We start from the raw sequence: 26,563 nt of genomic DNA on the forward strand, positions 1-26,563 counted from the left end.
GGGCCGAAAAAGCGGGGCTCTGGGACCCCCGATGAAAAAATGGAGGTAAACGATGTTCAATAAAGTGAAATCCGCGCTGGCCGTGACTGCGCTGGCGACCACTGCCGCACTCGTTGGCGGCTCGGCCGCCCTGGCGCAGAAAGTCGCCGTGATCACCCCCTATCTGGCCCAGCCGGGCACGCAGTTCTATGTCGAGGCGTTCGAGGGTGTCGCCGCAGAAAAAGACTGGGATGTCAATGTCATCGACACCGCCGGCGACGTCGCTGCCGTGATCAGCCGCATGGAAGACATGGTGGTGCAGAACGTCGACGCCATCGTGCTGAACGTCGATCCGGCACAGGTCACTGCCGGCCTGCAGGCCGCCAAGGACGCTGGCATTCCCGTGTTCGGCATGGACGCCGGCGCCGATCCGCTGCTCGTCACCAATGTGACCTCGAACGGCTATGCCATGGCCGCCGAAACCTCGACCTATGTCGCCGACCGGATCGGCGGCGAGGGCAAGGTCGTCATGTTCGTCTTCGACGCCTTCCCGCCCGTGCAGGTGCGTGGCGTGGTGGCCGATGCCGTGTTCGGCAATTTCCCCGACATCGAAGTGCTCGACCGCGTGACGCCGGATGTCTCCGATGGCGGCATTGCCGACAGCCGCGCCAAGATGGAGGCGATCCTCGCCGCCAATCCTGAAGAAGGTTCGATTGCAGCTGTCTGGGCCGCCTGGGATCAGCCGGCCCTTGGTGCGCTGCAGGCCATCGAAGCCGCCGGCCGCGACGGCGAAGGCATCGTCATCACCGGCATCGACGCCAACCCGCAGGCTCGCGAAGCCATTGCCGAGGGTGGCAATTTCGAAGCCTCGGTTGCGCAGGACTTTTCCGGCATCGGCGCAGCGACGGCTGATGCTGTTGCCCGTGTCCTCGACGGCGAAGAGCTGAAGCAGCGCGTCATCTACGTGCCGACCAAGCTGGTGACCGTCGCCAACGCCGCGGAATAATCCGCTTTACGCACACGGCTTCGGGGTGCGCCCCGGAGCCGCATCGGCCATATAGTCCCGTCCATGACTCTCATCTCGCTCCTCGGCGTCAAGAAGGCCTATGCCGGCACCCCTGCCCTGCGCGGGGTTGATCTCAATATCGCGCCCGGTGAGATCCACGCGCTGATGGGCGAGAACGGCGCGGGCAAATCCACACTGATCAAGATCCTCGCCGGCGTCGTCGCGCCCGACAGCGCCAGGATCACCATCGACGATACGCCGGTGACGATCGACAGCCCGGCGACTGCACACCGGCTGGGGCTGCGCTTCATCCACCAGGAATTCAATGTCGTGCCGGCGCTTTCGGTCGCCGAGAACCTCTTTATCGGGCGCCGCTACCCGACCGTCGGCCCCTTTGTGAACTGGAAGGCGCTGCGCGCCAGTGCGCTCACGGCCCTCGAGACGCTGGGCATCACCCATATCGATCCGTCGCATCAAATCGCCAGGCTGTCACTGGGCGACCAGATGCTGGTGCGCATCTCCTCGGCTTTCCTCGGCACCGATGGCGCCCCCGCGCGGCTCTATGTGATGGATGAGCCCACTGCCGCGCTGACCGCCGAAGAGTCCGAGCGGCTGTTCAAGGTGCTGCGCCAGATCCGCAGTTCGGGCAATTCGGTGCTCTATGTCTCGCACCGGCTCGACGAGGTGATGGCGCTGTGCGATCGCGCCACGGTGTTGCGCGACGGCAAGCACATCGATTCCGGCGAACTGAGCAACATCACCCATGACGATCTGGTGGCGCTGATGATTGGCCGTCGCGTCGAGGAAGCTTATCCGGCTCGGACGAGCGCCCCCACCGCCGACCCGGCACTGGTTGCCGAGGGTCTCAGGGCGTCACGGCTGGGGCCGGTGTCGCTGACGGTCAATCGCGGCGAAATTCTCGGCATTGCCGGGCTCTCGGGGGCGGGGCAGCGGGAAGTGCTGCGCGTCATTTTCGGTGATCTGAAAAAATCCGGCGGCACGATGCAACTCGCTGGCGCCCCCTACGCGCCACGCAGCCCGGCCGATGCCTGGCGCAACCGGGTCGCCTATGTGCCGCGGGAGCGCCGCTCGGAAGGACTCGTCACTTCGCGCCCGATCTTCGAGAACGTCACCCTGCCCCATCTCACCACACACAGCCGCGCCGGTACCTGGTTGACGCCGCGGCGCGAGCGACAGTTCGCCGAGGCGCGCGGCAGCGACGTGCGACTGAAGGCGGCAGGTCCGCGCCAGATCGCGGCGCAGCTTTCGGGCGGCAATCAGCAAAAGGTGGTCTTTGCCAAGGCGCTGGCTGGTGGCCCCGTGCTGCTGCTGCTGGACGAACCGACCCGCGGCGTCGATATCGGCGCCAAGTTCGACATCTATTCGATCATCCGCGACATGACGGCGAAAGGCATGGCGGTGATCCTCGTGTCATCCGACCTGCCCGAACTGATCGGCATGTGCGACCGGATCGCGGTCATGCGCGACGGAAAGATCAGCGCCACCGTGGATGCACCGGGCCTCGCCGAGGACGAACTGCTGAACCTGTGCTATGGCCGCGCGACGGCCGATCTGGAGACCAACTGATGCCCGACCTGCTGCGCCGCTATGGCACCCTGATCGGGTTTGCGCTGATCCTCGTGGTGTTCTGGGTCAACCTGCCTGACACCTTCATGACCGCCCGCAACTGGCTCAACATCACCCAGCAGCTGTCGATGCTGATGGTCGTCGCCGCCGGCATGACCATCGTCATGGTGATGGGCGATTTCGACCTGAGCGTCGGCTCGATGGCCAGCCTTGCCGGCATTGTTGCGGCGCTGCTGATGGCCTCCGGCATGCCGGTCTGGGCCGCTGTCGGCATCACCCTGCTGGTCGGTCTGGTCGGCGGTGCCTTCAATGGCGTTCTGGTCAGCCTGATCGGCATCCTGCCTTTTGTCGCGACACTGGCGACACTGACGATCTTTTCGGGCCTGGCCTTCGTCGTCTCGGGCGGCAAGACCATCTCGGGCCGCGCCATCCCCGAGGAGTTCTCGAGTTTCGCCCGCGCCGGCCTGCCACTCGGCGAAGTCGGGGGCGTGGCGCTCACCCTGCCCAACCTCACGATCCTGGCCGTCATTGCCGTGCTGCTCGTCTGGCTGCTGCTCGAACAGACGACCTTCGGCCGCCGGCTCTACGCCATCGGCGGTAATATCGAAGCGGCGCATCTGAGCGGGGTTGCGGTGCGCCGGCTGCGGCTGATCGCCTTTTCGCTGACCGGTTTCGGCGCGGCTGCGGGCGGTCTGATGTATGCCGCGCGCGTCGCCTCGGCAAACCCGACGCAGGGCTCGGGGCTGATGCTCAATGCCATCGCAGCGGTGTTTCTGGGCATGACCATGTCCGAACAGGGCGAGCCGCGCATTCTGGGCACCGTGATCGGCGTGCTCATTCTTGGCGTCCTCGACAACGGGCTGACCCAGATGAGCGTCGACAGCTATGTTCGTCAGGTGCTGGTGGGCCTGATCATCGTGCTGGCCGTCGCCGCCAGTTCGATCACCAAGGGCCGTCGCCGCGCCTAGGCCGTCGCCCGCCGCACGCGCGCCGCATCGCGGGTCATCTCCGCGGTCCGCGTCAGTGACCAGGCAAGCGCCAGAAGGACAGCTAGCCCGGCGGCGAGCATCAGCCCGTCGCGCAGCGGATCGGGCGGCACCGCCGTCTTCACCGCCTGGAGAAACAGGCTGAGCACCGTGCCCGTCGCAAAGACCGCCAGGCCTTGCCGCCCCATGATCCGGAGCGGCGCGGCGGGGCCGGAACTGGCTATGGGCCGGAAGATCGACAGCGACCCCAGCAGGTAGAACAGCGCCAGCGCGTGCAGCAGCCGCGGCAGGGCAAGGAAGCTCTTGTCGAACGAGACGAGATAGAAGGGCACACCGGCTTCGCGCAGGCTGCCGAGCAGGCTGCGGCCGGCCGCGCCCACGGCAGGCACCTTCATCCACACCAGCACATAGACGACGAAGGCGGCGCTGAGGGCCAGGAGGACCGGATGGTAAGGCACGAAACGGGCGCCGCGCTTCATCGCCATGCCGCTGAGCAAGCCGATGACGAAGACGATCTGCCAGGACACCGGATTGAAGAACCAGCCGCCGGCATTGGGATAGTTCGGCAGGTTGATCCGGAACTGACCGGCCAGCACCCAGACCAGAACCGATGCGAGCGCCAGCGGCACCGGCCAGCGCAGCCCGATCGGGATCAGCAGCGGTGTCACCAGCAACAGCACCGCATAGAGCGGCAGAATGTTGAGGTAGCCCAGCTGGTGGGTGAGCAGCGGTATGCCGATCATCGTTTCCAGCGGCTGCGTGAACAGTGGCGCAATATTATTCTTGCTCAACACCTCGTAGAGCCCGAACCACTTGGCAGCCGCCGCGAAAATGCCGAGCGCCAGGACGGTGATGGCGATATGGACGAAATAGAGCGTCCGCGCCCGCGCCCAGATCCGCGCCACCGCCGGCCACAGTGGTCCGTTGGCGAAGCCCGCGGAATAGGCAAGGCCCGCCGCCATGCCGGACATGAAGACGAAGGCCTCGGCCGCGTCGGAGAAGCCGAAATTGCGGTTGGTGTAGTTCTCGTAGACCGTGCCCGGCACGTGGTTGATGAAGATCATCACCAGCGCAAGGCCGCGGAACATGTCGAGCCGCGCATCGCGCCCCCCGGCCACGGCAGTGCCCGCGGACACGGCTGGGCCTGGCACGCCGGACGGCCCAAATCCCCAACCGGCGAGGCGTTCACGCAGATACATGGTCACTCACCGGCATTGGGTCTAGAGGCAACTCGGGGCCGTGCCGGGTCCATGCCTGCAGGATTGCCTGCTGCGCGCGCACGATGGGCGGCGGATCGCGCTCGACAGCAGTCTGGAACAGGCCGCGGCGATTGATCGTCATTGACGTGACGACGATCAGCAGCGGCGCGCCGATGGCGGGCAGCAGCACCGGTAGCAGCCAGGCGACCGCGGCGGGCGCAAAGACCAGAGCCAGCGCCAGGACAAGACTGCCGCTCGCGACGATCCACCAGCTGGCGCGCCAGGCTTCATGAAAGCTGAGCCGGGTCGCGTCGCGTTGGGTCGCCGGCCAGCCCCCATCAAGGCCGGAATAAAACTCGAAGACGGCGCGGGTCTGAAAGCACATCAGCACCGGTGCCAGGATGGTGGAGAGGAGGATTTCGGCGACCACCGAGGCGCCGACCCGCAAGCCGCCGCCAAAGCGTCGGCTGTGCCCGTCGAGGATGGAGCGCAGGAAGATCACCAGCTTGGGGAGCAGCAGCACGGAAATGACCGCCACCGCCAGGAGGTGAAACCGTGCGTCGACCGGACCGGGCCTTGCGTCCGGCAGGGCCGCGGCGAGCAGGCTTGCGGCAAGCAGCGCCAGCCACAGCGGTGACGCCAGATAGGCCATCATGCCCTGCAAGAAGGTGAAACGGCTCCAACAGTGGAGGCCCGGTGCGCCGATCAGCCGGCGGTGCTGCAGATTGCCCTGGCACCAGCGCCGGTCGCGCTTGGCATATTCGATGAGATTCTCCGGACCGTTCTCGAAGGAACCGCCGAGGTTGGGATCGAGCATGACCTGCCAGCCCGCGCGCGCAAGGAGCGCTGCTTCGACATAGTCATGGCTAAGGATCTGGCCGCCGCCGGGTGGCTTGCCGCCGAGTTCCGGCAGGCCGCAGGAGGCAGCGAAAGCCGTAAGCCGCACGATGGCGTTGTGCCCCCAGTATGGCCCCTGCTCGCCCTGAATGCGGGCGGCACCCAGCGAAAAGTAGGGCGACAGATAGGCCGAGGCATAGGCCATGACACGGCCGAACAGCGTCTTGGCGCCGATCACCACGGGCACCGACTGCAACAGGCCCAACCGGGGCTCCGCATCCATGCGAAGTGCCATCTGCACAATCGTGTCACCATCCATCAGACTGTCGGCGTCGAGGATCAGCGCGTAGTCATAGGCGGCACCGGAGCGGACGACGAAATCCTCGATATTTCCGGCCTTGCGCCCCGTGTTTCTTTCACGCCGACGATAGAAGATGCGCCCCTCGCTAAGGGGCTCATGCACGAGCCGCTCGAACCACATGGCCTCGTCGGCCGCGGCTTTAAGCGCCTGGGAGTCCGACAGCACGATGAAATGGAACTTCGCCGCCATGTCGGCGGCCACGAGACTGCGGTTCATCGCGGCGATGCGCGAGAAGGTTTCCGCCGGGTCTTCGTGATAGATCGGCACCAGAATGGCGGTTCGGCCCACAGGCTCTCCGGTGAGTCGCTTGGATTTCGGCCGCGGCAGCAGTGCGCCAAGGAGGCCCGTCATCCCGCCCCAGATCAGCCAGAACAGGGTGACGGTGAACAGGCCCGCCCGCAAGCCGTCGAACAGATCGGGCGCATCGCGGCCGATGAGATCGAAGTAGAGCCAGCCCCCACCGACGCTTCCGCCGGCTGCAACGGTGAGAAGAACAGGCCGGAGAGGAACGCGGTACACCAAGTCGCCCCTGGTCAGGTGCGGTGGGGCGCGAGGCCCACCAGGGCCCTGATGGTCAGGAACAGCGAGCTGCGTCGCTCGAGCATCTGCTTGGGCATGGCCAGCGGTGCATCCGGAAGGCCCTGCGGGAAAAGCTGCGCGTCATGCTTCATGCTGGCGTTCCTCTCCACTGATAGATCCAGGTTTCTGTGGCCGGGACACCGTCGGCGAAGACCCGGGCGCGCAGCTCGATCAACGGCGCGCCATCGGTTTCGACATCGAGGACCAGACGCCACAAGCCGTTGGCAGGCACCTGGGAGAACGTGGTGTTGACGATGTGACCGGCCGTTGCTTCGGCGGCGATTTCGTAGAGTGCGCCAGAGGCGGGATCGGCCAGCGGACCGCCGGCGAAGTCGATGACGAATTTGCGCAGGCTCGGAGCGTTTTCGACCGCGGCGATGCCGCCCTGCCCGGCACGCGTTTCGACGACATGTGCAAGGGCCCCGGCCTCATCCGGATCGAGATCGCCCCAGCGCAGGCGGTAGCTGTATTCGCGCTCCTCGCCGGCAACCGGTGCCTGTTCGGGAATCCAGAAGGCGACGATGTTGTCGTCAGCTTCCGAGCGGGCCGGGATTTCGATCAACCGGACATGGCCCGGACCCCAGTCGCCGGGCTCGACCCGGAGCGATGGACGGCGCTCGTAATGCGCGCCGGCATCCTGGTAGCGGTCGAAATCTCGTCCCCGCTGGTACAGTCCGAAGGCACGGACATTCGGATCGTACAGATAGCTGTTGCCGAGGTCGGCGCCATTGTTCAGAGGCCGCCAGCGCACCTCGCCCTTTGCGGTCTCGAAAAGCAGCCCGTTGCTGTCGTGCACCCGCGGCCGGTAGTCGTCGAAGGCATTGCGATTGGTCTCGGCGAACAGGAACATCGAGGTCAGCGGCGCTATGCCGAGTTCGGCGACATCCTTGCGAAAGAACAGCCGTGCGGTGACATCGACGACAGTCTCCTGCGTGCTGTCGCTCGCCGGGGTAATCTCGAAGCGGTAGGCGCCGGTGACACTGTCGCTGTCGAGCGCAGCATAGGCGGCGAGCGGTTTGCCGGGACTTGGCCGCTCCAGCCAGAATTCGGTAAAGCGCGGGAATTCCTCGGCGCCATCGCGCCACGAATTGATCACAAGCCCTCGGGCACTCAGGCCATAGATATTGCCCCGGCCGAGCGCGCGGAAATAGCTGGCGCCGAGGAAAGAGATCAGTTCGTCCGCGCCGTGGGGATGGTTGACCGGATAGTTCAGCCGGAAGCCGGCGACCCCGGGAAACGGCGCCGACGCCGCGGCTTCGGCCATCTCTGCGTCGAAGAATCGAAAATCGGCCGCCGAAAACGCCATTGGGGTAGTGACGCCGTCAGTTACCTCGTTGATCGAAACGGTCTCCGGGTAGAGCCAGCCCGGCGGGAAGGCATGCACCTCATACCCGGGGTCTGCGCCGCGCCAGCGCGCCTGATCGGTATCGAACTGGATCATCCGATACCCGTCATAGTCGAGCCCGGCGTAGGGCGGCGACAGATCGGACGGTGCCGGGGTGAATGGCGCCTGCGCCCGCGCCTGCATCAACATCGTCAACGCCTCGAAATCAAACCCCGTCGTCTGCCCCCAGGCGGTGCCGGAAAATGCGGTGCTGGAAAGCAGCGCTGCAGACCCAAGCGCACCCTTGAGCACGGTACGGCGGCTGAATTTGGAGGCGGAAGATGGAATCATATGGTGACGCTCGGCAATGGACGCATGAAATCATCGATCTTCCCGAACTCCGGGAAGGGGCAAAAGTTGATGCAGGTCACCCATGCAGAATGCGCATAGGTTGATGCGGGCGCTTACGTACGTCCGCAGGGGCACCTGGCGGGTGAGTCGGTGGCGAAATCAGGTCGCGGAGGGTGAGGCACGGTGGCGCAGGCCACGAAAAAACCCGCCGGCAGCTGCCGGCGGGTTTTTGGTCATATCAGCAGCGTGACAAAAGTCACGCTGATATCGTGGTAACTTAGCCGCAGCTAGTTCAGGCGCCGGCCATCGGCGCGCGAGAACATGTGGACGGCGGCGGGGTCGACCGTGAGGTTGAAGCGCTCGGCAAAAGGCATCTCGGCCGGCAGCGACAGGGCCACCATGCCCTCGCCGACCGCGCCATGCACCAGACGCTGGGCGCCGAGTTCCTCGACATAGCGCACATCGAACCGCAGACCTTCGTCCTGGGTCATCCGCAGGTCTTCGGCCCTGAGGCCGATGGTGATCTCGGAGGCGTCGACAGCTGCCGCGAGCGGCAGGCTGCCCTCGCCCACCCGAATCTGCCCGCCTTCGATCACGGCGGGGACGAGGTTCATTGCTGGCGAGCCGATGAACGCCGCGACAAACGTGCTGGCCGGGCGCCGGTAGACATCGAGCGGCGTACCGACCTGTTCGATCCTGCCGCCGTTGAGCACCACCAGCCGGTCGGCCAGCGTCATCGCCTCGAGCTGGTCGTGCGTCACATATAGGCTGGTCGTGCCGAGCCGGCGTTGCAACTGCTTGATCTCGGCCCGCATCTGGACACGCAGCTTAGCGTCGAGATTGGAAAGCGGCTCGTCGAACAGGAAGGCCTTGGGCTGGCGCACGATGGCGCGGCCCATGGCAACGCGTTGGCGCTGTCCGCCACTGAGCTGGCGCGGGCGCCGGTCGAGATAGGGCGTGAGTTCGAGAATGCGCGCAGCTTCGGCCACCCGCGAAGCGATCTCAGGCTTCGGCGTACCGCGGTTCTTCAGCCCGTATTCGAGATTCTGCTGCACGCTCATGTGCGGGTAGAGCGCATAGTTCTGGAAAACCATGGCGATGTCGCGCTCGGCCGGGTCGAGATCGTTGACCACCTGGTCGCCGATACGCACCTCGCCCTCGGTGATCGTCTCCAGCCCCGCCACCATGCGCAGCAGCGTAGACTTGCCGCAGCCGGAGGGACCAACCAGCACGATGAACTCGCCATCGGCGATCTCGAGATCGACATTGGACACGGCTTTAGCGGCACCGTCATAGCTTTTGCCGACGTTTGAGAGAGTGAGCGTAGCCATCACTTGTCGCTTTCTGTCAGGCCCTTGACGAACCAGTTCTGGAAAAAGATCACGATTGCCACCGGCGGCAGGATCGCCAGGATCGCGAGGAGGTTGGAGCGGCCGTATTCGGGCACCTGCTGGCTGCCTTCGAGGCCCTGGGTGATCTGCTTGATCCCCTGCACCAGCGTGTATTTGCCCTCTTCGGTGATCACCATCGTCGGCCACAGGTACTGGTTCCAGCCGTAGACGAACATGATGATGAAGATCGCCGCGATCATGGTGCGCGACAGCGGCACGAGAATATCGATGAAGAACTTCACCGGCCCGGCCCCGTCGATGCGCGCCGCCTCGACCAGTTCATCGGGCACCGACATAAAGAACTGGCGAAAAAAGAAGGTGGCGGTGGCAGACGCGATCAGCGGCACGATCAACCCGGTGTAGCTGTTGAGCAGCCCCAGCTTCTGCGTCACCTCGTAGGACGGCACGATCCTGACCTCGAGCGGCAGCAGCAACGTGGTGAAGATCAGCCAGAAGGCCAGCATGGCGAATTTCAGCCGGAAGTAGACGATGGCATAGGCCGCCATCATCGAGATCACCACTTTGCCGATGGCGAAGCCGAGGCCGAGGATGAGCGAATTGCCGAACATGCTCAGCCCGGTATTGGCGCCGGAAAAGCTCATCGATTCAAACAGCGCCTTCTGCAGGTTCGACCAGAACTGGTCGCCGATCTCCAGCGATGGGCCGGATTTGAGGATGTCGACATCGGGCACGGAGGTCATCTGCAACAGCATCAGCAGCGGCGCCACCATCACCAGCACCCCGATGATCAGGATGGCGTGGTCGCCGATCAGGCCGAGGCGCTTGCGGCCGCGGCGAAAGCTGGATGCCTTGGAGGTGACGACGGCCACGGAAGGCGTTTGCGCAAGTTCGGTCATCGCAGGACCCTCAATTGTAGTGAACCCGCCGCTCGACCATGCGGAACTGGAAGATGGTCAGCAGCAGCACCAGCACCATCAGCACCACGGACTGCGCCGAGGAGCCGCCGATGTCCTGACCACGGAAGCCGTCGAGATAGACCTTGTAGACCAGCGTCACCGGGCTATCGCCGGGATTGCTGGCGAGGATCGTATCGAGCGTGCCGAACGTATCGAACAGCGAATAGGTGATGTTGGTGATCAAGAGGAAAAAGCCGGTCGGCGCCAACAGCGGGAAGGTGACGGTCCAGAACCGGCCGATCGCCGAGCGATTGTCGATCATCGCGGCTTCGACGACATTGCGCGGAATGGACTGCAGACCGGAGAGGAAAAAGATGAAATTGACGGGGATCTGCTTCCACACCGAGGCGACCACCATCGCGATGGCCGTATCGGTGTAGTTCATCCGCACCCGGAAATCCCAGCCGAACCAGCCGAAGAACTCGGTCAGCGGACCCCAGCGCTGGTTGAACATGATGAGGGTGATGAAGCCGGCGACGGGCGGCGCCACGGCATAGACCCACATCAGCAGGGTCCGGTAGGTGCGCGCGCCGCGGATGACCTTGTCGGCCTTCACCGCGAGCAGCAGCGCGATGGCGAGAGAAAAAAAGGTCACCGAGACCGAGAATATGACCGTGAAACCGGCGTTCTTCAGATATTCGGCGCTGCGGAACAACCGCAGGTAGTTTTCGAACCCGACGAAGCTGGCACCGAAGCCGAACGGGTCTTCGAGATAAAAGGACGAGCGCAGCGCCTGCACGGTCGGCCAGTAGAAAAAGACGGCGATGATCGCCAGCTGCGGCAAGAGCAGCAGGATCGGCAACCAGCGGTGGTCAAAAAAGGCGCGTTTCAAATGCGGATCCTCGGCAAAGGGTACCGGCGACCGCGGGAGCGGCCGCCGGCACAGGCGTCACAAGGACTTACTGCTGCTGCGTCTGAGCGAAACGGCCCAGCAACTCGTTGCCTTCGGTTTCGATCGTCGACAGCGCGTCCTCGATCGAGGTTTCGCCATTCAGGAAGCGGGCCAGCTCGCGGTTTTCAACGTCGCGGATCTGGACGTAAAAGCCCATGCGGTAGCCACGGGTGTTCTCGCCCGACTGCAGCGACAGCTGCTTGATGGCCGTTTCGGCTGCCGGGGAACGCTCGTAGTGGCCGTCCTGCTTTGCCAGCTCATAGGCGGCCTGGGTGATCGGCACATAGCCGGTCTCGCGGTGCCACATGTACTGGACTTCCGGGGAGGTCAGGTACTTGAAGAAGGCGGCCGTGGCGGCGTTTTCTTCATCGGAATGACCGGACATGGCGAACAGCGAGGCGCCGCCGATGAAGGTCTGGTAGCCCTCTTCGGTGATCTCGGACCAGTACGGCAGGAAGGTCGAGGCCCACTTGAACGGCAGGTTGGCGGCGGTCAGACCACCGAAGTCACCCGACGAACCGATGTACATGGCGGCTTCGCCATCGTTGAAATGAGCCTGGTTGTCGTCCCAGCCGGTGCCATAGAAACCGAACAGGCCGTTGTCGAGCCAGTTCTTCACATGGGTGAAGTGCATGGCCATTTCGGGCGAGTTGATCAGGATCTCGGTGCCGTCGGCGCCTTCATAGCCATTGTCATTGCTGGCGAACGGCAGGTTGTGGCGCGAATGGAAGTTCTCGACGAATTCCCAGGGCAGATGCGTCTGCAGCAGCGGGATATAGCCGGCATCCTTGAGCGCGGGCGCGATGGCTTCGAACTCTTCGTAGGTCTTCGGCACGTCGACGCCAGCTTTGTCGAAGGCATCGGCATTGTAATAGAGCACCGGCGAGGACGAGTTGAACGGCATGCCGATCATCTTGCCGTCGCTGTCGGCATAGAAGTAGCGCACGCCCGGGATGTAGTCCTCGATGTCGAAGGCGATGCCGTTCTGCTCGAGCAGATCCTGAACGGGGATGGTGGCGCCCTTGGCACCGATCACGGTGGCGGCACCGGCGTCGAACACCTGCACGATGTTGGGCTGCTCGCCGGCACGGAAGGCGGCGATGGCAGCCGTCAGGGTCTCTTCATACGAGCCCTTGTTGATCGGCGTGATCTGGTACTCGTCCTGGCTGGCGTTAAAATCGGTGGCGATCTGATTGACGACATCACCGAGGTGACCGCCCATGCCGTGCCACCAGGAAATCTCGGTGGCGGCAAGGGTGGCACTGGTACCCATCAGCACGACGGCGCTGACGGCGGAGAAAAGCTTGAACATGGCGGAGGCCCCTGTTGTCTCGAATTGAGCACGGGGAGCCCTACCGGGGCGGTGCGAAACTTCCGCAACATCTGGATGTCGGTTTGGTGACGGTGGAAAACCGCGCGTCACCAAATCGCAATCTGTGACACTCAGTCTTTCGCCATGAATTCGGCCATGCGCAGCAGGCCCTGCATGTAGCCGATGGCGTGCGAACGGCCGCGATGGTTCCAGTCGCTGTCGCCATCCATCTTCGGCACGTGATCGTCGAGCAGGAAGCCGTCGAAACCGGTCTTGATAAGCAGCGCCACCACTTCGGCCGGATCGAAATTGCCATCGCCGATGAAGCACTCGGTGAAGTTCGGCACCGAACCTTTGACATCGCGGAAATGGATGTAGGAGATCCGGCCCTTGGGCGCGAAATACTCGATCATCTCGGTGACATTGGCCTTGCCGCCGACCATTTCGGAGCAGCAGCCGAGGCAGAGGTCGAGCGCCCAGGCGTCGGACCGCCCGACGAGGTCGTAGGCCTTCCTGAAATTCTCCGGCTTGTAAAAGAGCCGCGCCACGCCGCCGAGCATCGGCACCGGCGGATCGTCGGGATGGAGGGCGAGCTTGAGTCCCTCCTCTTCCGCGACCGGCAGAACGGCCTTCATGAAGTAGGTGTAGTTGTCCCACATCTGATCTTCGGTGACATGCGGCCCATCCTTGCCGAACAGCGGCATGGACGAGGCACGGCCGAGCGTCGTCGGCATGAAGCCACGCAGCATCTCCAGATCATCGGCATGCGCTTCGACCACGCTCATGTCGAACTGACGCGCCACGGCCCCGCCGCGCGTCGGCGCGCTGCGGTCGGTGCTCCACACCGAATTGGGCATGAAGTGCAGGCCCAGCACCGGAATGCCCGCCCGCGCGACAGCCCGGATCGTCGCCTGGTAGTTCTCAATCTGCGCGTCCCGCCCGTCGAGCCCGAGCATCGCCTTGTGATAAAAATGCGTGGGAACATTTTCGATGGCTTCGAAGGTGAGGCCCGCCGCGCGCACCTGATCGGCCAGCCCCTTGACGTCGGCTTCCTCCCAGCGCGCGTCGCCCGGCAGCGTCGGATTGTTCATCTGCAATCCCGTCGCGCCGATCTGCGCGGCAAAGCGCAGCCGCTCTTCGCTCAATTCGTGAAACTGCCCGACGGCAACCCTGATACCCATATCTCTGTCTTTCGTTGATAAACCGCGTTTCGCCGTGCCTCAGCCCTTCACCGAACCGGCCGTCATGCCGGCCACCATGAACCGCTGCGCCACGAAATAGAGAACCATCAGCGGCACCGAGGAAATGACGGCGCCTGCCATCAGCGGTCCCCACGGCAACACGTCGCTGGTGATGAGATAGTTGAGCGCCAGCGGCGCAGTACGCTGGCTTTCCGACGTGATGAGCACCAGCGCCAGCAGCAACTCGTTCCACGCCCCAGTGAAGGTGAAGATGGCAACCGCCGCGATGCCCGGCGCCGACAGCGGCAAAACGATGCGGATCAGCGCACCCAGCCGACTGAGCCCGTCGATCATCCCCTGCTCTTCGAGTTCGCGCGGCACGCCGCGGAAATAGCCCTGCAGCAGCCAGGTCGAGAGCGGCAGCGAGAAGGTGAGGTAAACGAGGATCAGCCCCACCAGCGAATTGCCGAGATTGAGCTGCGCCATGACGATCGACAGCGGAATGAACAGCAGCGAGCTGGGCGTCAGGTAGGCAAACAGGATCAATCGTCCGATCAGGCCGCGGAACCGGTAGCGGAACCGCACCATGGAATAGGCGGCAAAGGACGAGATCAGCACCGAGATTACGGTGACGGTCGTGGCGACGATCAGGCTGTTGCGGATGGCGGTGACGAAACTGCCATCGGCGAGGAGCTTATCGAAATTGGCCAGCGTGAAATTGCTCGGCCAAAGCGATGGCGCCCGATAGATATCCTTAGGCGTCTTCAGCGACGTGACGATCATCCAGTAGACCGGAAACAACACCAGCGCGACGGCGATGAGCAGCGTCGCATAGGTGAGGATCCGTCCGATCAGATAGCGCCGGCGCATCGAGGCGACGCTGTTGGTTTCGGCGGCGGCGGGAATGGAAGCCAGTGTGCTCATCAATCCTCGTCCCGCAACATGAGCGAGGTGGCGAACACCACGAGGATCGCCAGCACCGGCAGCATGTAGACCGAAACCGCCGCCGCCTCGCCGATGCGTTGCGTCTGCATGCCGAAATAGGCCAGTACCGGAAACACCATGGTGGCGTCGGACGGACCGCCCTGAGTCAGCAGCCAGACGTGCTCGAACCCATTGGCCGTCCAGATCGAACTGAGCAGCACGGTGACGATGACCACTTGCCGGATGCCCGGGGCGGTGACCGCCCAGAACTTCTGCCAGGCATTGGCGCCGTCGATGGTCGCCGCTTCGTAAAGGTCCTTTGGCACCGCCTGCAGCGCTGCAAGGATCGAGATGAACCAGAAGGGAAAGCCGCGCCACACGGTGGCGATGATCACCGAGGCCATGGCGGTATTCTTGGTGCCCAGCCAGTCGATGATGCCGGAGTAGATACCCGTCTGCGTCAGCACCAGATTGATGCCGCCGCCGATCGGTTGATAGAGCACGCGCCAGGTGAGGAAGGCGACGAAGGCCGGCATGGCCCAGGGGAGCAGCAGCAGCGATCGGAAAATGCCGCGGCCCGGCAGGTTCTGGTGGACGAGGAGCGCCAGCCCCAGCCCGATCAGCAGCTTCAGCGTATCGGTGACCACGACGATGAAGATCGTGTTCCAGATCGCGCTCCAGAACGTCGCCCGCTGTGCCAGATACTCGAAATTCGCAAAGCCGATGAACTGGCCGACACTGCCGATCACCTGATCGGTGAACGACACCCAGATGGCAAAGCCGAACGGATAGGCGACAAGCCCGAGGATCAGCAGCGTCACCGGCGCCACCAGCGCATAGGCGAACATGCGAATGCGCATGCCGCCGCGCAACCAGCGTCGCGGTTGCTCCTGTTTTGGTGATGCGATGGTCATGGTGCCCCTGACGTCAGCAAAGCCGGGCTCTCCCATCCACGATGTGACGGGAGAGCCTGGTCCCGGGAGGGAACTCAGTACTTGTCGTAGATCGCCTGGGCCTGGGTCTGAGCCTCATCCATCGCCCGCTCGAAGTCCCAGCCGTCGACCACGACGCGCTGCGCCATCTTGGGGATGATGAAGTTGGACGACAGGTCCGCCCAGGCGGCGTTGTAGACATCGGGATAGGCTGGCGCCGTGCCGGTCTTGGCAAGCCCGAGCAGGCCGACGAGGATCGAGTTCGAGCCGTCGAATGCCGGCAGTTTCTCTTGGTCCTTCAACACCGGCCCATAGATCGCGACGTCGAAATACGCGTTCATGAACTCGGGGTTGGCGAGATGCTCGATCAGCGCCTTGGCCTCGTCCTGCATTTCGCTCGCCGCGGTGATCGCCCGGCACTGTGGCGTGATCGGCGAAATGGTGCCGATCGGACCAGCCGGCAGCGGCGAGAACGCGCTGTCGTCGAACAGCTCCGGATCGTCAGCCTTGGCGGCGATGCCCACCGAGCCGGTATTGGCGATAAAGGCGGCCTGCCCGCTCAGATAGGCCTGGTTGTCGCCCGCACCGTCCCATGTGGTGTTGCCGGGCGAGAAGAGGCCTTTGTCCCAAGCGTTCTTCAGCCAGGCGAGATAGGTCCGGGTCTCGTCAGACTTGATGGTGACGGTCTTGCCCGCATCATCGGCAATCCGGCCGCCGAACGACTGCAGGATATTCACCTGCACATTGGCGTCGCCGACATTGGAGAGCGCCAGCCCCAACCCGGAAACCGGCATCTTGTTCACCGCCTCGGCCTGGGTCACCAACTCGTCCCAGGTGCCAGGCGGCTCGTTGAAACCGGCAGGCTCCAGCAGATCGGTCCGGCGCAGCAACAGGTTGCCGTTGACACCAAAGGGAATGCCAGTGCGACCGCCGGCGACGTCGGTGGTATCGGTCGCCCGGTCGACACCCTCGAACCAGCCGCCCTGCGCCGCGCCAATCTTTGCGTAAAGCTCGTCCAGCGTGATGAAGACGCCCTGCCGCGACAGCAGCAGCAACAGATCGAGCCCGACATCCAGCGCATCGGGCATGGTGTTGGACGAGACGGCGGCAGACACTTTCTGCACGGTCTCGTTCTGGTTGATCATTACCACTTCGGTCTCGACGCCGTTGTCGGCGCCCCAGGCGTTGATCGTATCGACGAGCAGCTTGTTGGCTTCGTCAGAGAAGATCAGCCCACCCCAATAGGTCAGCTTCTTGCCCTGAGCGAGGGCCGGAGTGAACAGGCTGGAGCCGGCGGCGAGCGCCAAACCGCCAGCGGCGGCCCCGAGCACCTTACGGCGGCTCCAGGGTGTACCGGAAACAGCAGACGCACCGGTGATGTTGTCAGACTTGGTCATGGTTCCTCCTCCCAATGACGCCGCCTGCGGTCCCTCCACCGGCGGTCGCAAACCCTCCGGCAGCGCCCCGCCCGAACCTTTCTCCCGAAGGCCCGAACGGTGCGCATACCGTGGCTAATCGCCTGACCGGCACGCCGGCCAAACGAAAGACTGCCTCAACCCGATTGCAAAATGGGCTGTTTAAATATATTTATTTGACTTATTAATAGATTATCTGCGGGTTTTACCGCTTGTCAACGCGCCTTGGCCGCCACCCTTCGAAAGGATGAGACCGCTGCACGCCGGTATCGACAACACGGGCTATCACGCCTTCTTCGAGGCCATGATTGCGGGTCGTCTGCACTTCGGCCAAGTGCTGAAGCAGGAAGAACTGGGCGAGATCCTCGGCCTGTCCCTGTCTCCCATGCGTGAAGCCACGACCCTGCTCGAAGCCGAAGGGCTGATCTCGGTGCGCCGCCGCATCGGCATCACCATCTTCACACCGGACGTGAAATTTGTCGGCAATACCTTCCAGTTGCGCGGCCTGCTGGAACGCGAAGGGCTGCGCAAGCTGTGCCGCCAGGTGACGCCAGACTGGATTGCCCAAATGCGCGCCGAGCACGCCCGAGTCATCGCCTTCGTGCGCGAGGTCAACGACATGGTGGCCTACCGCATGCCGATGAAGCAGCTGGAACGCGATTTCCACGAGAGCTTCATCACCGTGTACGAAAACGAGCAGATCACCCGCATCTACGCCCGTCTGTCGCAAAAGATGTACCTGTTGCGCCTGCACAATCCCGAGGCCGTCGGCACGGCCAACACTGTCCAGTCCCTGAACGAGCATCTCGCCATCATTGATGCCATGGAGCAGCGCGACCCCGACGCGGCGATCGAGGCTCTGGACCGGCACCTCAAAGGCGTCCTGCACCGGGTGCTCACGACATAGTGCCTAGCGCGCATGAGGATCGCGAGCGGGGCGAGCCTTCAAGCTGGTTTCGGCAATCTGTTTTCGGGCTTGGGCTTCGATCTCGCTATCGCTATCGAGGCCCGCTGGACCGACGCAATCGCACCGCACGCTGGTTGCGGGGCTCAGCTCACGACGCTCAAACCGGCGATGTACCGCCGACCGTTAGCCACATAGTGCTCGGCTGAGCGCTTGAGCCCGGCAATCTCGTCGTCCGTCAGCGTGCGCACCACGCGCGCCGGCATGCCGACGACGAGCGAATTGTCCGGGATCTGCTTGCCCTCGGTCACGAGTGCTCCGGCGCCGATCAGGCAATTGGAACCGATCACGGCACCGTTGAGCACCGTGGCGGACATCCCGACGAGGCTGTTCTCGCCGATGGTGCAACCGTGCAGCATGGCCTTGTGCCCAATCGTGCAACCGGGCCCGATGGTCAACGGATAGCCGATGTCGGTGTGCAGCATGCACTGGTCCTGGATATTGGTCCCTTCGCCGACCGTAATGCGCTCATTGTCGCCCCTGAGCATCGCCCCGAACCAGATACTGGCGTCGCGCGCCAGCGTCACGGCGCCGATCACCACCGCATCCGGTGCAATGAAGTTCGCGTCCGCCGCCAGCTGGGGCGCAACGCCATCGAGAGCGTATATCGGCATCCTGTCTCACCGCGTGCATCGAGGAGAGCCCACTGGCTCAAGCTAACGGGAGAGTCCTAGCCGCCAAAGCCTCGCTTTGGAATGGCATGAACTGGCAAGGGCGCAGAACAAGCGACCGCTCCAACCCGCTGCCATTTTCAGACCTGCGAAAGCTAAGCGCATCGATCCGGTCATTTACGTAGATAACGGCCAGATCACGGGCCCCGGAATATGGTGCAAGATGCAGGGACCCCACGCTCCTGTGCGCGTCGTTTCCGCCCCAGCGGAGCGACCGGTACGTGCAATGACCTCCGCGCGTGCAACGTCGGTGCGACTTCCCAGGGCCGCCGACGAACTTAGGGCCGGCATCGTCTCCTGACGGTGTCGGCCCTTGATCCAAGTCATCATAAACGACATACCCATCAAAGACTTATTAGGTAAATGTCGCTATCCAGCCAGACAGGCGTCCGGCGGAAACGGTCTGCAATGTTACGCGCACGCTCCGCGCCCACTCGAAGGTGCGTGCGCAATCATCATTGCCAGCCCGCCTGTCAGCAATCAGGCGACGTTGGCCGCACGGCGAGAACGCCCAGGGGAGGTTGCCTTCGGCTTCTGACCAAGTCCGATGTCCTTAGCAAGACGCGACCGCGCTTCCGAATAGCTCGGGGCCACCATGGGATAGTCTGCCGGCAGACCCCACTTGGCCCGGTATTCGTCGGGAGACATATTGTACTGGGTCCGAAGATGACGCTTCAGCGACTTGAATTTCTTACCATCTTCGAGACAAATCAAGTATTCCGGCGTGATGGACTTGCGCACGGAAATCGCTGGCTTGCGCTCGACCTGCACGTCCTCTTTCTCGCCGCCTATACGCAGCAGCGTCTGATGCACGTCGGTAATCAAGCGAGGCAGGTCGGCAGCGCTGATTGCATTGTGGCTAACATATGCCTCGACGATCGAGGCTGCGATTTCCACCGAGACGAAGTCATTCGACACGCCGGAAGCCTTATCCTGATCATCTGTATTTGCTTGTATAGCGGGCATTGTTTCCTCTACTTTGTTTACGTGGGCGATGCGCGAGACACTGCGCTTGCAAACCCGATGTCAAACCCAGTCGACGACGCCCTACTGTGCTGTAAAGCAGCCGAGCCGGACAGAAACATACTTGCCAGCGTTATGTCAGCGTTATGTCGGTACGCTGATCGCTTTACTTCGTCAAGAGAAGTCTCTTCACATCATAACCACCGCTGAGGACGGATTAACCTTACGTGCGAGAAACAGTCACACTCCAACTGCTCGGAACGCCGGCACTGAAGCTTGCCGATGGCACAACCGTTGAGCTGCGCCAGAAGGCCTATGCTCTGGCGGCGCTGCTCTATCTTGAATTTCACGGCCATGCCCGCCGTGCGATTGTTGCAGAACGACTTTGGAACCGTGAGGGCGGCCTGCAAAAGCAGGCCAGCAACAATCTTCGTCAGATGTTGATGCACACGCGCGGCATCGAGTCGAAATTCGACTTCGAACTGTTCGCGGCCAACGGCACCCAGATCCAGCTGAGCCAGTCCATTCTGCTTGATCTGCGTGAGATCGGCCGCATCAGGTCCGTCACCGAACCGACCGAGCTGGAACGCCTCATGGGCTTCTGGCGCGGCGAACTGCTGGCCGGAATAACAGACCTCGAAGACGAATTCTCAAAGTGGTTGCTGACGGAACGCGCGCGACTTGAAGATCAGTTCGCCAGCCATGTTATTATTGCGGCGCAACGACTTGGCGGACCGGCTGCCCATGCGGCGCTGAACCGCCTCGCCGAAATACGCCACTATTCGGACGACGTTTGTCGGGCCCATGTGCAGCTCTATCTGGCGGAGGGAAATGTTCCCGCCGCACGACGGCTGATCAGCACCTATGTGACGCGGGGCGGCGCGGTCGACCCCGAAACCAGCGCGCTCGTCGACCCACCGACCACGGCGCGTCCGAGCGTCGCTGCAGCCCCGCGTGTCGAGGCGCGTGAAACGCCATACCGTCGCGCCATCGTGCCGCGCGTCGTGCTGCTACCCCCGCTGCTGGAAGCACGCGCTTCGGCGCTGCCCAAGCACCTCGCGCCGGCGCTGATCGAAGACGTGACGATGGGGCTGTCGCGCCTCAAGTCCATTGCCCCCATCGCTCCGCATTCGGCCTGGCACTTCGACCCCTTCGGCGCGCTTGATGAGGTACGTGCCCACGCCATTGATTATGCTGTGGAAAGTCGGATTGCACCGGACTTCGCGACCGGTGAACTGCAGCTTGCCATTCGTCTGGTGCGCAGCTCCGGACGCGAAATCGTGTGGATGAACAAGTTCGCCTTCGGCAGCGAGCTGGCTGCCGACCGTTATTGGGACATGATCAACGGCATTGCGGTAGCGCTGGCCGATTCCATCGAGACCGCCGAACTTCAGCGGGCCCGCACCGCCCGCGACGCTGACGCCTATGGCTATTACCTGGCCGGCCGGCACAACATGCGCAGCTTCGAACTGCCCAAGATCCGCCGTGCCCGCCAGTCTTTCAAGCACGCGCGACAGATCGAGCCGGAAGTTGCCAGCCTCGAAAGCGCGATGGCCCGCAGCTACGTCGTCGAATGGGTGCTTCGCTCGGGTTCGGACAACGCACTGCTCGACAAGGCCAAGCTGCATGCCGAGCGCGCCGTGGCGATCGACCCAACGGATGGTACGGCCTATCGCGAGCTCGGGCGGGTCGCCCTGTTCGAGGGGGACCTCGATCTCAGTCTCGAGCATCTGGACCGGGCCGCGCATCTCGCCCCGAACCACGCCGATGTGCTCGCCGACTATGCGGACACCCTGGTGCACAATTCCGACTTCGTCGCAGCCCGGCAGAAGATCGACGCCGCGCTGCGACTCAATCCGATGCCACCCGACGAGTACATCTGGACGCTGGGCGGCATCAGTTTCTTCCTCGGCCAGTGGGAGGAGGCGCTGAGCCACCTCACCCAAATGCAGAATCAGGATCCTGCGCTGCGGCTCATGGCAGCTTCGGCTGCGATGGCAGGGCAGATGGACCTGGCGAGGAAGTACCGGCTGCTTGCTCTTGAGGAACAGCCGGATTTCGTGACGTCGGACTGGATTTCCCGCATGCCGCAACGCGATCCGGCAGACGTCGATCTCTACCTGGAGGCCTTGCGAAAGGCCGGGTTCAAATGACACCCCAAAAAGGAGAATTACGATGCGCTATGTGATCATTGGTCAAAAAGGTTCCTCTGAACTGCTGGTCGTCGACACCCAGATGATGACCGTCACGCCGCTGGATCAGGCGTCGGTCGTGCCCGAAACCGTGCAGTCTGCGCTCGCCGATGGCGGCACCATGTATGAAGGTATCGACATTGCCGTGGCCGCTGGCCAGCGCGACGATGCCAGCGCTGTCTGGCACTATCAGACCCGGTGAGTCTCGCCCGCATTGACCACGACCCCGCGGCGGTTTCGACCGACCGCGGGGCCGCGGGTCACGCGGAGCAACTGCTCGATGAGTTGTACAAGCATCTGCCGGCGCTCGGCATCACCAGATTGGCGCGGCAGACCCATCTCGACCGCATCGGCATCCCCTGCTTTGCGGCCATCCGGCCGAATTCGGCAACGATTGCCAGCCATCAGGGCAAGGGCCTGACCGACACCACTGCTCGCGTCTCGGCTATTATGGAAGCGGCCGAATACGCACTGGCGGAAGCACCCACAGTCCCAATCCACCGCATGAGTGGCGCAGATCTGGAGGCGGCCGGTCGCGATGGGCTCGATGTTGCCAGCCTGCTGCCGCGCAACCACGTCCTTGATGACGCGCAGCCGATCCGTTGGCTCGGCGGAAACGACATGGTGAGTGGCCGAGAAATGTTCGTGCCCTTCGACGCGGTCGCCCTTGGTCCTCCGCCTGACGATCTGCCCGATATCGTCCAATCCACCAATGGCATCGCCGCCGGTCGCACCCATGACGGCGCCCTGCTGCATGCCCTGTGCGAGCTGATAGAACGCGACGCTGTCTGTCTTTGGGGCTTCAAATCGGATACCCAGGCGCGGGCCACCGCCATTTCTCCGGCCGCCTTCGCCGATCCCGAGATCGACGAGCTTACCGCACGAATTGCCGCGGCAGGGTTTGCCATTCACCTCTTCGACCAGACCACCGACCTGGGCATCCCGACCGTCTACGCGGCGCTCTTTCCTGATGGCGGCACGCAATATCATCATGACGTCACCACTGGCGCGAGCAGTCACCCGGTGGCAACCATCGCGGCGCGGCGCGCCATTGTCGAGGCCGCCCAGACCCGCGTCACCAATATCGCCGGCGCTAGGGACGATTTCGAAGCCGTAGATTACGGGCGCGCCCTCACCCGCTCCATCGCAGTCCTTACCGAACCGCTGGACCCGACCAGACCCGTCCCGCATCTATTGGGACCTGAGACCTGCGAGGCGGATTGGCTGGCGGCGACGGTTGGGGCACTCAAGGCCCGAAAACTCGACCGGATCATCTCGGTCCCGTTGGGCGGCGAAGCGCTGGGGATCTTCGTGCTGAAAGCCTTCGTGCCGGGGCTCGAGGACCGCCTGACCAATCGCCACTGGCGCGCCGGCCGTCGCGCCGCGTCCGCCATGCTGGGGTTCCTGTGAAAACGCTGTTCGCCGGGCCCTCGCTCTATGGGCAGACGCTCGATCCGGCCGGCCTCGACCTGCGCCCGCCGGCACGTCAGGGCGACCTCTATCGCGCCGTGATGGATGGCGCGACCGGCATCGGGCTTGTCGATGGCGTATTCGGCTTCATCCCCTCGGTCTGGCACAAGGAAATCCTGTTTGCCCTGTCGCAAGGCGTAACCGTGCTGGGCGCCGCCTCGATCGGCGCATTGCGCGTCGCAGAATGCCACGCCTTCGGAATGATCCCGGTCGGCGAAATCGCCGCCGACTATGTGACCGGCCGGCGCGACGATGATGCCGACGTCTGCCTCGCGCATGGCCCGGCTGAATTGGGCTATGTGCCGCTGAGCGAGCCCCTGGTGGATATCGAAGCGACGCTCAGGGCCATGGCCGCAGCCGGCCACATCAGCCCAGCCGAAGCACTGAACCTCGCGGCAGCGGCCCGACGCCTCTATTTCACGGATCGTGAGCTGGGCGCTGTGCTGGAACACGCCGGTTGGCCCGAGACGGACCGCAATCGCGTCCTTGAGGGCTACGAGAGCTGCCGCGTCCGCCTCAAGCAGCGGGACACACTGGAACTGGTCGCCCGGCTACGCGCCCTGCCCGATCGCCGTGGCCCAAGGCCCGGCTGGCAGTTCGTCGCCTCAGAACCCTGGCGCAATTTTCTCGCGGCCTCGACACCGGCCTGAGCGCATCTGCACTGGAACTCGGCGTCCAAGTGCGGCATATCGGACCCAGGGGAAACACCGGGCGGTTCGTTCTGACACCGCCACGAGGGAGACTATCATGACGACGACGACCAAACTGCGTTGGGGAATCATCGGCCCCGGCGCCATCGCCCGCGACTTCCGGCGCGGTGTACTGGATTCCGAACACTGCGAGCTGGTGGCCATCGCCACCCGCAATCCCGAAAAGCCTGGTCTGGCCGAACAGTTTCCCGAATGCCGTGTCTTCAATGGCTATGAAGCGCTTCTGACCGACCCAGAGGTCGATGCGATCTACATCGCCACTCCGCACCCGAGCCACGCCGAATGGGCCATCCGTGCCGCCGAGGCCGGCAAGCACGTGCTGATCGAAAAGCCGATGGCGCTCTCCGCCTTCGAAGCCGACGCCGTGTTCCATACCCATCGCAAGGCCGGCACCTTCGCCGGCGAAGCCTTCATGTATCGGCTCTTCCCGCACACCAAACTGCTGTGGGATCTTGTGCACTCCGGCGCCATCGGTGAAGTGCGTGCCATCAAGTCCAGCTTCGGCTTCCAGATGGGATCGTTCGATCCGGCGCACCGCATTTTCGCCAGCGAGATGGCCGGCGGCGGCATTCTCGACGTGGGCGGCTATACCGTCTCCATCGCCCGCTTTGTTGCCGGTGCCGCATCCGGCAAGCCCTTCCTCGACCCCGTGAAGGTCTCCGGCATGGCGACCCTCAACGCCGAGGGCACCGACAACTGGGCCGCCGCGCTACTGCAGTTCGACAACGGTATCATCGCCGAGGTCAGCTGCTCGGTTCTGGTCAATCAGGACAACATGCTACGCATTCTCGGCAGCAAGGGCCGCATCGAAGTGCCGGATTTCTGGTTCGCCAATGGCGACCGCACCGGCGGTGACGGCCGTATCGACGTCATCATGAACGACGGCGAGACCACCACCCACACGGTCGACAAGCAAAAGCACCTTTATGCCTTCGAGGCCGACGCCGTCGCCGAAGCCGTGGCTGCCGGACGTCAGGAATTCGAGAGCCCCGGCATGAGCTGGGCCGACAGTCTCGGCAATGCCCGGACCCTCGACCAGTGGCGCGCCGACGCCGGCATCGTCTATGCGGTCGAAACCCCGAAGCACCGGGTCAACACCCTGTCGGGGCGTCCGCTGGCTTCCGGCGGCACGACCATTCCCAAGCGCGCAATTCCGGGCCTCGACAAAGAGGCTTCGGCCGTGGCGCTGGGTTTTGAGGATTTCCGCAGCTTCGCATCGGGCGCCATTCTACTCGATGCCTTCTGGGAACAAGGCGGCAATCTCTATGACACCGCCTTCGTCTACGGCGGCGGCACCACCGAAAAGCTGTTCGGCGACTGGCACACCAGCCGTGGCACCCGCGACGAGGCCGTGCTGATCGGCAAGGGCGCCCACTCGCCGCTCTGCTATCCCGATGTCATCTCCAAGCAGCTCGACGTCAGCCTCGACCGGCTGCAGACCGACTATGTCGACATCTACTTCATGCACCGCGACAATCTGGACGTGCCGGTGGGCGAGTTCGTCGACGCGATGGATGCCGAGGTCAAAAAGGGCCGGATTCGCGGCCCCTATGGCGGCTCGAACTGGACCCGCGAGCGCTTCGACGAGGCCATCGCCTATGCCGACCGCACCGGCAAGCAGCGCCCCGGCGCTCTGAGCAACAATTACGCGCTGGCCGAAATGCTCGACCCCGTCTGGGCCGGCTGCGTCACCGCCTCGACCGATGAGTGGAAGAGCTGGCTGAAGGACCGCCAGATCCCCAACTTCTCCTGGTCGAGCCAGGCGCGCGGCTTTTTCACGAACAGCGCCGGACGCGACAAGACCGGCAATCCCGAACTCGTCCGCTGCTGGTACAACGAGCGCAACTTCGCCCGCCGCGATCGCGCCGTGGAACTGGCCGAAAAGCTCGGCAAGAGCCCGATCCATGTGGCGCTCGCCTGGGCCCTGACGCAGGAGTTCCCCTCAATCCCGCTGATCGGCCCCCGCCGCCTCGTCGAACTCGAAGACAGCCTCAAAGCCTTCGACATCAAGCTGACCCCCGAACAGGTCACCTGGCTCGATAGCGGCGCCTGATCCCGCGCCCCTCTCCCACGTCGGAGGGGGGAGCCCAGCACTTCAGGATGGCAGGCGCTGAAACCAATGCCTGCCATCTCACGACGATTGGGGCCACCCACAGTCGTCGCGTCGACGTCGAGGATCTTGAAGAGAGATTGGTGTGTCCTCGCCCCGCCCGCACACGGCCATTCGGCGGCGGCACGGCAATCAACACTGCTTGATCATCCCGGCCAGGTGGTGACCATGCGCCAGGTTATGTTGCCCTGCGCAATCGCCGGGGCGGCAAGACCTGCGGCAGCGGCGCCAGCCGTTGCAGCCGTGGCCGATTTGAAAAAGTCACGTCTCTTCATAAGCATCCTCCCGTTTCGGGCGACGTGACGGACGT

At 63.7% G+C, this 26,563-nt stretch carries 24 protein-coding genes; 9 read left to right on the forward strand and 15 right to left on the reverse strand.

Translation table 11 applies throughout. The features are described 5' to 3' along the window. Window positions 1-52 precede the first annotated feature (52 nt). From ACN0TK_RS04995 to ACN0TK_RS05005, 3 genes are all read left to right on the forward strand, one after another. The gene (locus ACN0TK_RS04995; RefSeq protein WP_417308353.1) at window positions 53-985 is read left to right on the forward strand and encodes a substrate-binding domain-containing protein; all 933 of its coding nucleotides are present in this window, start codon (window positions 53-55) and stop codon (window positions 983-985) included. Between the two features lie 63 nt (window positions 986-1,048). Continuing rightward, the gene (locus ACN0TK_RS05000) at window positions 1,049-2,572 is read left to right on the forward strand and encodes a sugar ABC transporter ATP-binding protein (RefSeq protein WP_417308354.1); all 1,524 of its coding nucleotides are present in this window, start codon (window positions 1,049-1,051) and stop codon (window positions 2,570-2,572) included. Then, entirely contained in the window at window positions 2,572-3,540 is a 969-nt protein-coding gene (locus ACN0TK_RS05005; protein WP_417308355.1) for an ABC transporter permease, read from the forward strand. The genes ACN0TK_RS05000 and ACN0TK_RS05005 overlap by 1 nt, the downstream gene beginning before the upstream one ends. On the opposite strand, the gene ACN0TK_RS05010 is transcribed toward ACN0TK_RS05005, so the two are convergent. From ACN0TK_RS05010 to ACN0TK_RS05065, 12 genes are all read right to left on the reverse strand, one after another. Beyond that, the gene (locus ACN0TK_RS05010) at window positions 3,537-4,694 is read right to left on the reverse strand and encodes an OpgC family protein (protein ID WP_417308356.1); all 1,158 of its coding nucleotides are present in this window, start codon (window positions 4,692-4,694) and stop codon (window positions 3,537-3,539) included. The genes ACN0TK_RS05005 and ACN0TK_RS05010 overlap by 4 nt on opposite strands. A gap of 49 nt (window positions 4,695-4,743) precedes the next feature. Beyond that, on the reverse strand, window positions 4,744-6,474 hold the full coding sequence (mdoH, locus tag ACN0TK_RS05015; RefSeq protein ID WP_417308357.1) for a glucans biosynthesis glucosyltransferase MdoH: 1,731 nt from the start codon (window positions 6,472-6,474) through the stop codon (window positions 4,744-4,746). 14 nt (window positions 6,475-6,488) lie between these two features. Continuing rightward, window positions 6,489-6,626 (reverse strand): hypothetical protein, encoded by a 138-nt coding sequence (locus tag ACN0TK_RS05020; RefSeq protein ID WP_417308358.1) that lies wholly within the window; start codon window positions 6,624-6,626, stop codon window positions 6,489-6,491. Beyond that, window positions 6,623-8,209, reverse strand: a complete 1,587-nt coding sequence (locus ACN0TK_RS05025; protein WP_417308359.1) for a glucan biosynthesis protein — start codon at window positions 8,207-8,209, stop codon at window positions 6,623-6,625. The genes ACN0TK_RS05020 and ACN0TK_RS05025 overlap by 4 nt, the downstream gene beginning before the upstream one ends. A gap of 287 nt (window positions 8,210-8,496) precedes the next feature. Further along, entirely contained in the window at window positions 8,497-9,540 is a 1,044-nt protein-coding gene (locus ACN0TK_RS05030) for a sn-glycerol-3-phosphate import ATP-binding protein UgpC (RefSeq protein WP_417308360.1), read from the reverse strand. Continuing rightward, the gene (locus ACN0TK_RS05035) at window positions 9,540-10,331 is read right to left on the reverse strand and encodes an ABC transporter permease subunit (RefSeq protein ID WP_417308446.1); all 792 of its coding nucleotides are present in this window, start codon (window positions 10,329-10,331) and stop codon (window positions 9,540-9,542) included. Before ACN0TK_RS05035 ends, ACN0TK_RS05030 begins: the two co-directional genes overlap by 1 nt. Window positions 10,332-10,467: 136 nt before the next feature. Next, window positions 10,468-11,349, reverse strand: coding sequence for an ABC transporter permease subunit (locus ACN0TK_RS05040; RefSeq protein WP_417308361.1), 882 nt, complete (start codon window positions 11,347-11,349; stop codon window positions 10,468-10,470). Between the two features lie 67 nt (window positions 11,350-11,416). Then, window positions 11,417-12,721 (reverse strand): extracellular solute-binding protein, encoded by a 1,305-nt coding sequence (locus ACN0TK_RS05045; RefSeq protein WP_417308362.1) that lies wholly within the window; start codon window positions 12,719-12,721, stop codon window positions 11,417-11,419. A 131-nt stretch (window positions 12,722-12,852) separates the two neighbouring features. Then, window positions 12,853-13,902: a mannonate dehydratase gene (locus ACN0TK_RS05050; RefSeq protein ID WP_417308363.1), complete on the reverse strand. Its 1,050-nt coding sequence runs from the start codon at window positions 13,900-13,902 to the stop codon at window positions 12,853-12,855. A gap of 39 nt (window positions 13,903-13,941) precedes the next feature. After that, on the reverse strand, window positions 13,942-14,826 hold the full coding sequence (locus ACN0TK_RS05055) for a carbohydrate ABC transporter permease (RefSeq protein ID WP_417308364.1): 885 nt from the start codon (window positions 14,824-14,826) through the stop codon (window positions 13,942-13,944). Beyond that, window positions 14,826-15,740 (reverse strand): carbohydrate ABC transporter permease, encoded by a 915-nt coding sequence (locus tag ACN0TK_RS05060; protein WP_417308365.1) that lies wholly within the window; start codon window positions 15,738-15,740, stop codon window positions 14,826-14,828. Before ACN0TK_RS05060 ends, ACN0TK_RS05055 begins: the two co-directional genes overlap by 1 nt. A 74-nt stretch (window positions 15,741-15,814) precedes the next feature. Then, a complete protein-coding gene (locus ACN0TK_RS05065) occupies window positions 15,815-17,155 on the reverse strand; it encodes an ABC transporter substrate-binding protein (RefSeq protein WP_417308366.1) in 1,341 nt (446 codons plus the stop codon). Between the two features lie 265 nt (window positions 17,156-17,420). On the opposite strand from ACN0TK_RS05065, the gene ACN0TK_RS05070 reads away from it, so the two are divergent. Continuing rightward, window positions 17,421-18,080: a GntR family transcriptional regulator gene (locus ACN0TK_RS05070; RefSeq protein ID WP_417308367.1), complete on the forward strand. Its 660-nt coding sequence runs from the start codon at window positions 17,421-17,423 to the stop codon at window positions 18,078-18,080. A gap of 143 nt (window positions 18,081-18,223) precedes the next feature. Here the strand turns inward: ACN0TK_RS05070 and ACN0TK_RS05075 are convergent, their stop codons facing one another. Beyond that, window positions 18,224-18,751 (reverse strand): gamma carbonic anhydrase family protein, encoded by a 528-nt coding sequence (locus tag ACN0TK_RS05075; RefSeq protein ID WP_417308368.1) that lies wholly within the window; start codon window positions 18,749-18,751, stop codon window positions 18,224-18,226. Between the two features lie 537 nt (window positions 18,752-19,288). Then, window positions 19,289-19,774: a MucR family transcriptional regulator gene (locus tag ACN0TK_RS05080; protein ID WP_417308369.1), complete on the reverse strand. Its 486-nt coding sequence runs from the start codon at window positions 19,772-19,774 to the stop codon at window positions 19,289-19,291. 224 nt (window positions 19,775-19,998) lie between these two features. Between ACN0TK_RS05080 and ACN0TK_RS05085 the strand changes: the two genes are divergently transcribed. The 5 genes from ACN0TK_RS05085 to ACN0TK_RS05105 all read left to right on the forward strand — a co-directional run bounded on the left by ACN0TK_RS05085 (window position 19,999) and on the right by ACN0TK_RS05105 (window position 26,196). Then, on the forward strand, window positions 19,999-21,924 hold the full coding sequence (locus ACN0TK_RS05085) for a hypothetical protein (protein WP_417308370.1): 1,926 nt from the start codon (window positions 19,999-20,001) through the stop codon (window positions 21,922-21,924). 22 nt (window positions 21,925-21,946) lie between these two features. Further along, complete coding sequence (locus tag ACN0TK_RS05090; RefSeq protein WP_417308371.1) at window positions 21,947-22,165, forward strand: hypothetical protein; 219 nt, start codon at window positions 21,947-21,949, stop codon at window positions 22,163-22,165. Continuing rightward, the gene (locus tag ACN0TK_RS05095; RefSeq protein ID WP_417308372.1) at window positions 22,162-23,373 is read left to right on the forward strand and encodes a YcaO-like family protein; all 1,212 of its coding nucleotides are present in this window, start codon (window positions 22,162-22,164) and stop codon (window positions 23,371-23,373) included. Before ACN0TK_RS05090 ends, ACN0TK_RS05095 begins: the two co-directional genes overlap by 4 nt. Continuing rightward, window positions 23,370-24,083: a TfuA-like protein gene (locus ACN0TK_RS05100; RefSeq protein WP_417308373.1), complete on the forward strand. Its 714-nt coding sequence runs from the start codon at window positions 23,370-23,372 to the stop codon at window positions 24,081-24,083. Before ACN0TK_RS05095 ends, ACN0TK_RS05100 begins: the two co-directional genes overlap by 4 nt. A 97-nt stretch (window positions 24,084-24,180) precedes the next feature. Next, complete coding sequence (locus ACN0TK_RS05105; RefSeq protein WP_417308374.1) at window positions 24,181-26,196, forward strand: aldo/keto reductase; 2,016 nt, start codon at window positions 24,181-24,183, stop codon at window positions 26,194-26,196. Between the two features lie 203 nt (window positions 26,197-26,399). On the opposite strand, the gene ACN0TK_RS05110 is transcribed toward ACN0TK_RS05105, so the two are convergent. Further along, on the reverse strand, window positions 26,400-26,528 hold the full coding sequence (locus tag ACN0TK_RS05110) for a ubiquinol-cytochrome c reductase iron-sulfur subunit N-terminal domain-containing protein (RefSeq protein ID WP_417308375.1): 129 nt from the start codon (window positions 26,526-26,528) through the stop codon (window positions 26,400-26,402). Window positions 26,529-26,563: the final 35 nt, after the last annotated feature.

This window comes from Devosia sp. (genome assembly GCF_048261455.1).
In the GTDB taxonomy this organism is placed as follows: domain Bacteria; phylum Pseudomonadota; class Alphaproteobacteria; order Rhizobiales; family Devosiaceae; genus Devosia_A.

What these genes read in the sequence shown, in the direction of transcription:
- ACN0TK_RS04995 (WP_417308353.1), top strand. Translation starts at nt 53, where the DNA reads ATGTTCAATAAAGTGAAATCCGCGCTGGCCGTGACTGCGCTGGCGACC.
- ACN0TK_RS05000 (WP_417308354.1), top strand. Translation starts at nt 1,049, where the DNA reads ATGACTCTCATCTCGCTCCTCGGCGTCAAGAAGGCCTATGCCGGCACC.
- ACN0TK_RS05005 (WP_417308355.1), top strand. Translation starts at nt 2,572, where the DNA reads ATGCCCGACCTGCTGCGCCGCTATGGCACCCTGATCGGGTTTGCGCTG.
- ACN0TK_RS05020 (WP_417308358.1), bottom strand. Translation starts at nt 6,626, where the DNA reads ATGAAGCATGACGCGCAGCTTTTCCCGCAGGGCCTTCCGGATGCACCG.
- ACN0TK_RS05025 (WP_417308359.1), bottom strand. Translation starts at nt 8,209, where the DNA reads ATGATTCCATCTTCCGCCTCCAAATTCAGCCGCCGTACCGTGCTCAAG.
- ACN0TK_RS05030 (WP_417308360.1), bottom strand. Translation starts at nt 9,540, where the DNA reads ATGGCTACGCTCACTCTCTCAAACGTCGGCAAAAGCTATGACGGTGCC.
- ACN0TK_RS05035 (WP_417308446.1), bottom strand. Translation starts at nt 10,331, where the DNA reads ATGGTGGCGCCGCTGCTGATGCTGTTGCAGATGACCTCCGTGCCCGAT.
- ACN0TK_RS05045 (WP_417308362.1), bottom strand. Translation starts at nt 12,721, where the DNA reads ATGTTCAAGCTTTTCTCCGCCGTCAGCGCCGTCGTGCTGATGGGTACC.
- ACN0TK_RS05050 (WP_417308363.1), bottom strand. Translation starts at nt 13,902, where the DNA reads ATGGGTATCAGGGTTGCCGTCGGGCAGTTTCACGAATTGAGCGAAGAG.
- ACN0TK_RS05055 (WP_417308364.1), bottom strand. Translation starts at nt 14,826, where the DNA reads ATGAGCACACTGGCTTCCATTCCCGCCGCCGCCGAAACCAACAGCGTC.
- ACN0TK_RS05060 (WP_417308365.1), bottom strand. Translation starts at nt 15,740, where the DNA reads ATGACCATCGCATCACCAAAACAGGAGCAACCGCGACGCTGGTTGCGC.
- ACN0TK_RS05065 (WP_417308366.1), bottom strand. Translation starts at nt 17,155, where the DNA reads ATGACCAAGTCTGACAACATCACCGGTGCGTCTGCTGTTTCCGGTACA.
- ACN0TK_RS05070 (WP_417308367.1), top strand. Translation starts at nt 17,421, where the DNA reads ATGAGACCGCTGCACGCCGGTATCGACAACACGGGCTATCACGCCTTC.
- ACN0TK_RS05075 (WP_417308368.1), bottom strand. Translation starts at nt 18,751, where the DNA reads ATGCCGATATACGCTCTCGATGGCGTTGCGCCCCAGCTGGCGGCGGAC.
- ACN0TK_RS05080 (WP_417308369.1), bottom strand. Translation starts at nt 19,774, where the DNA reads ATGCCCGCTATACAAGCAAATACAGATGATCAGGATAAGGCTTCCGGC.
- ACN0TK_RS05090 (WP_417308371.1), top strand. Translation starts at nt 21,947, where the DNA reads ATGCGCTATGTGATCATTGGTCAAAAAGGTTCCTCTGAACTGCTGGTC.
- ACN0TK_RS05105 (WP_417308374.1), top strand. Translation starts at nt 24,181, where the DNA reads ATGACGACGACGACCAAACTGCGTTGGGGAATCATCGGCCCCGGCGCC.
- ACN0TK_RS05110 (WP_417308375.1), bottom strand. Translation starts at nt 26,528, where the DNA reads ATGAAGAGACGTGACTTTTTCAAATCGGCCACGGCTGCAACGGCTGGC.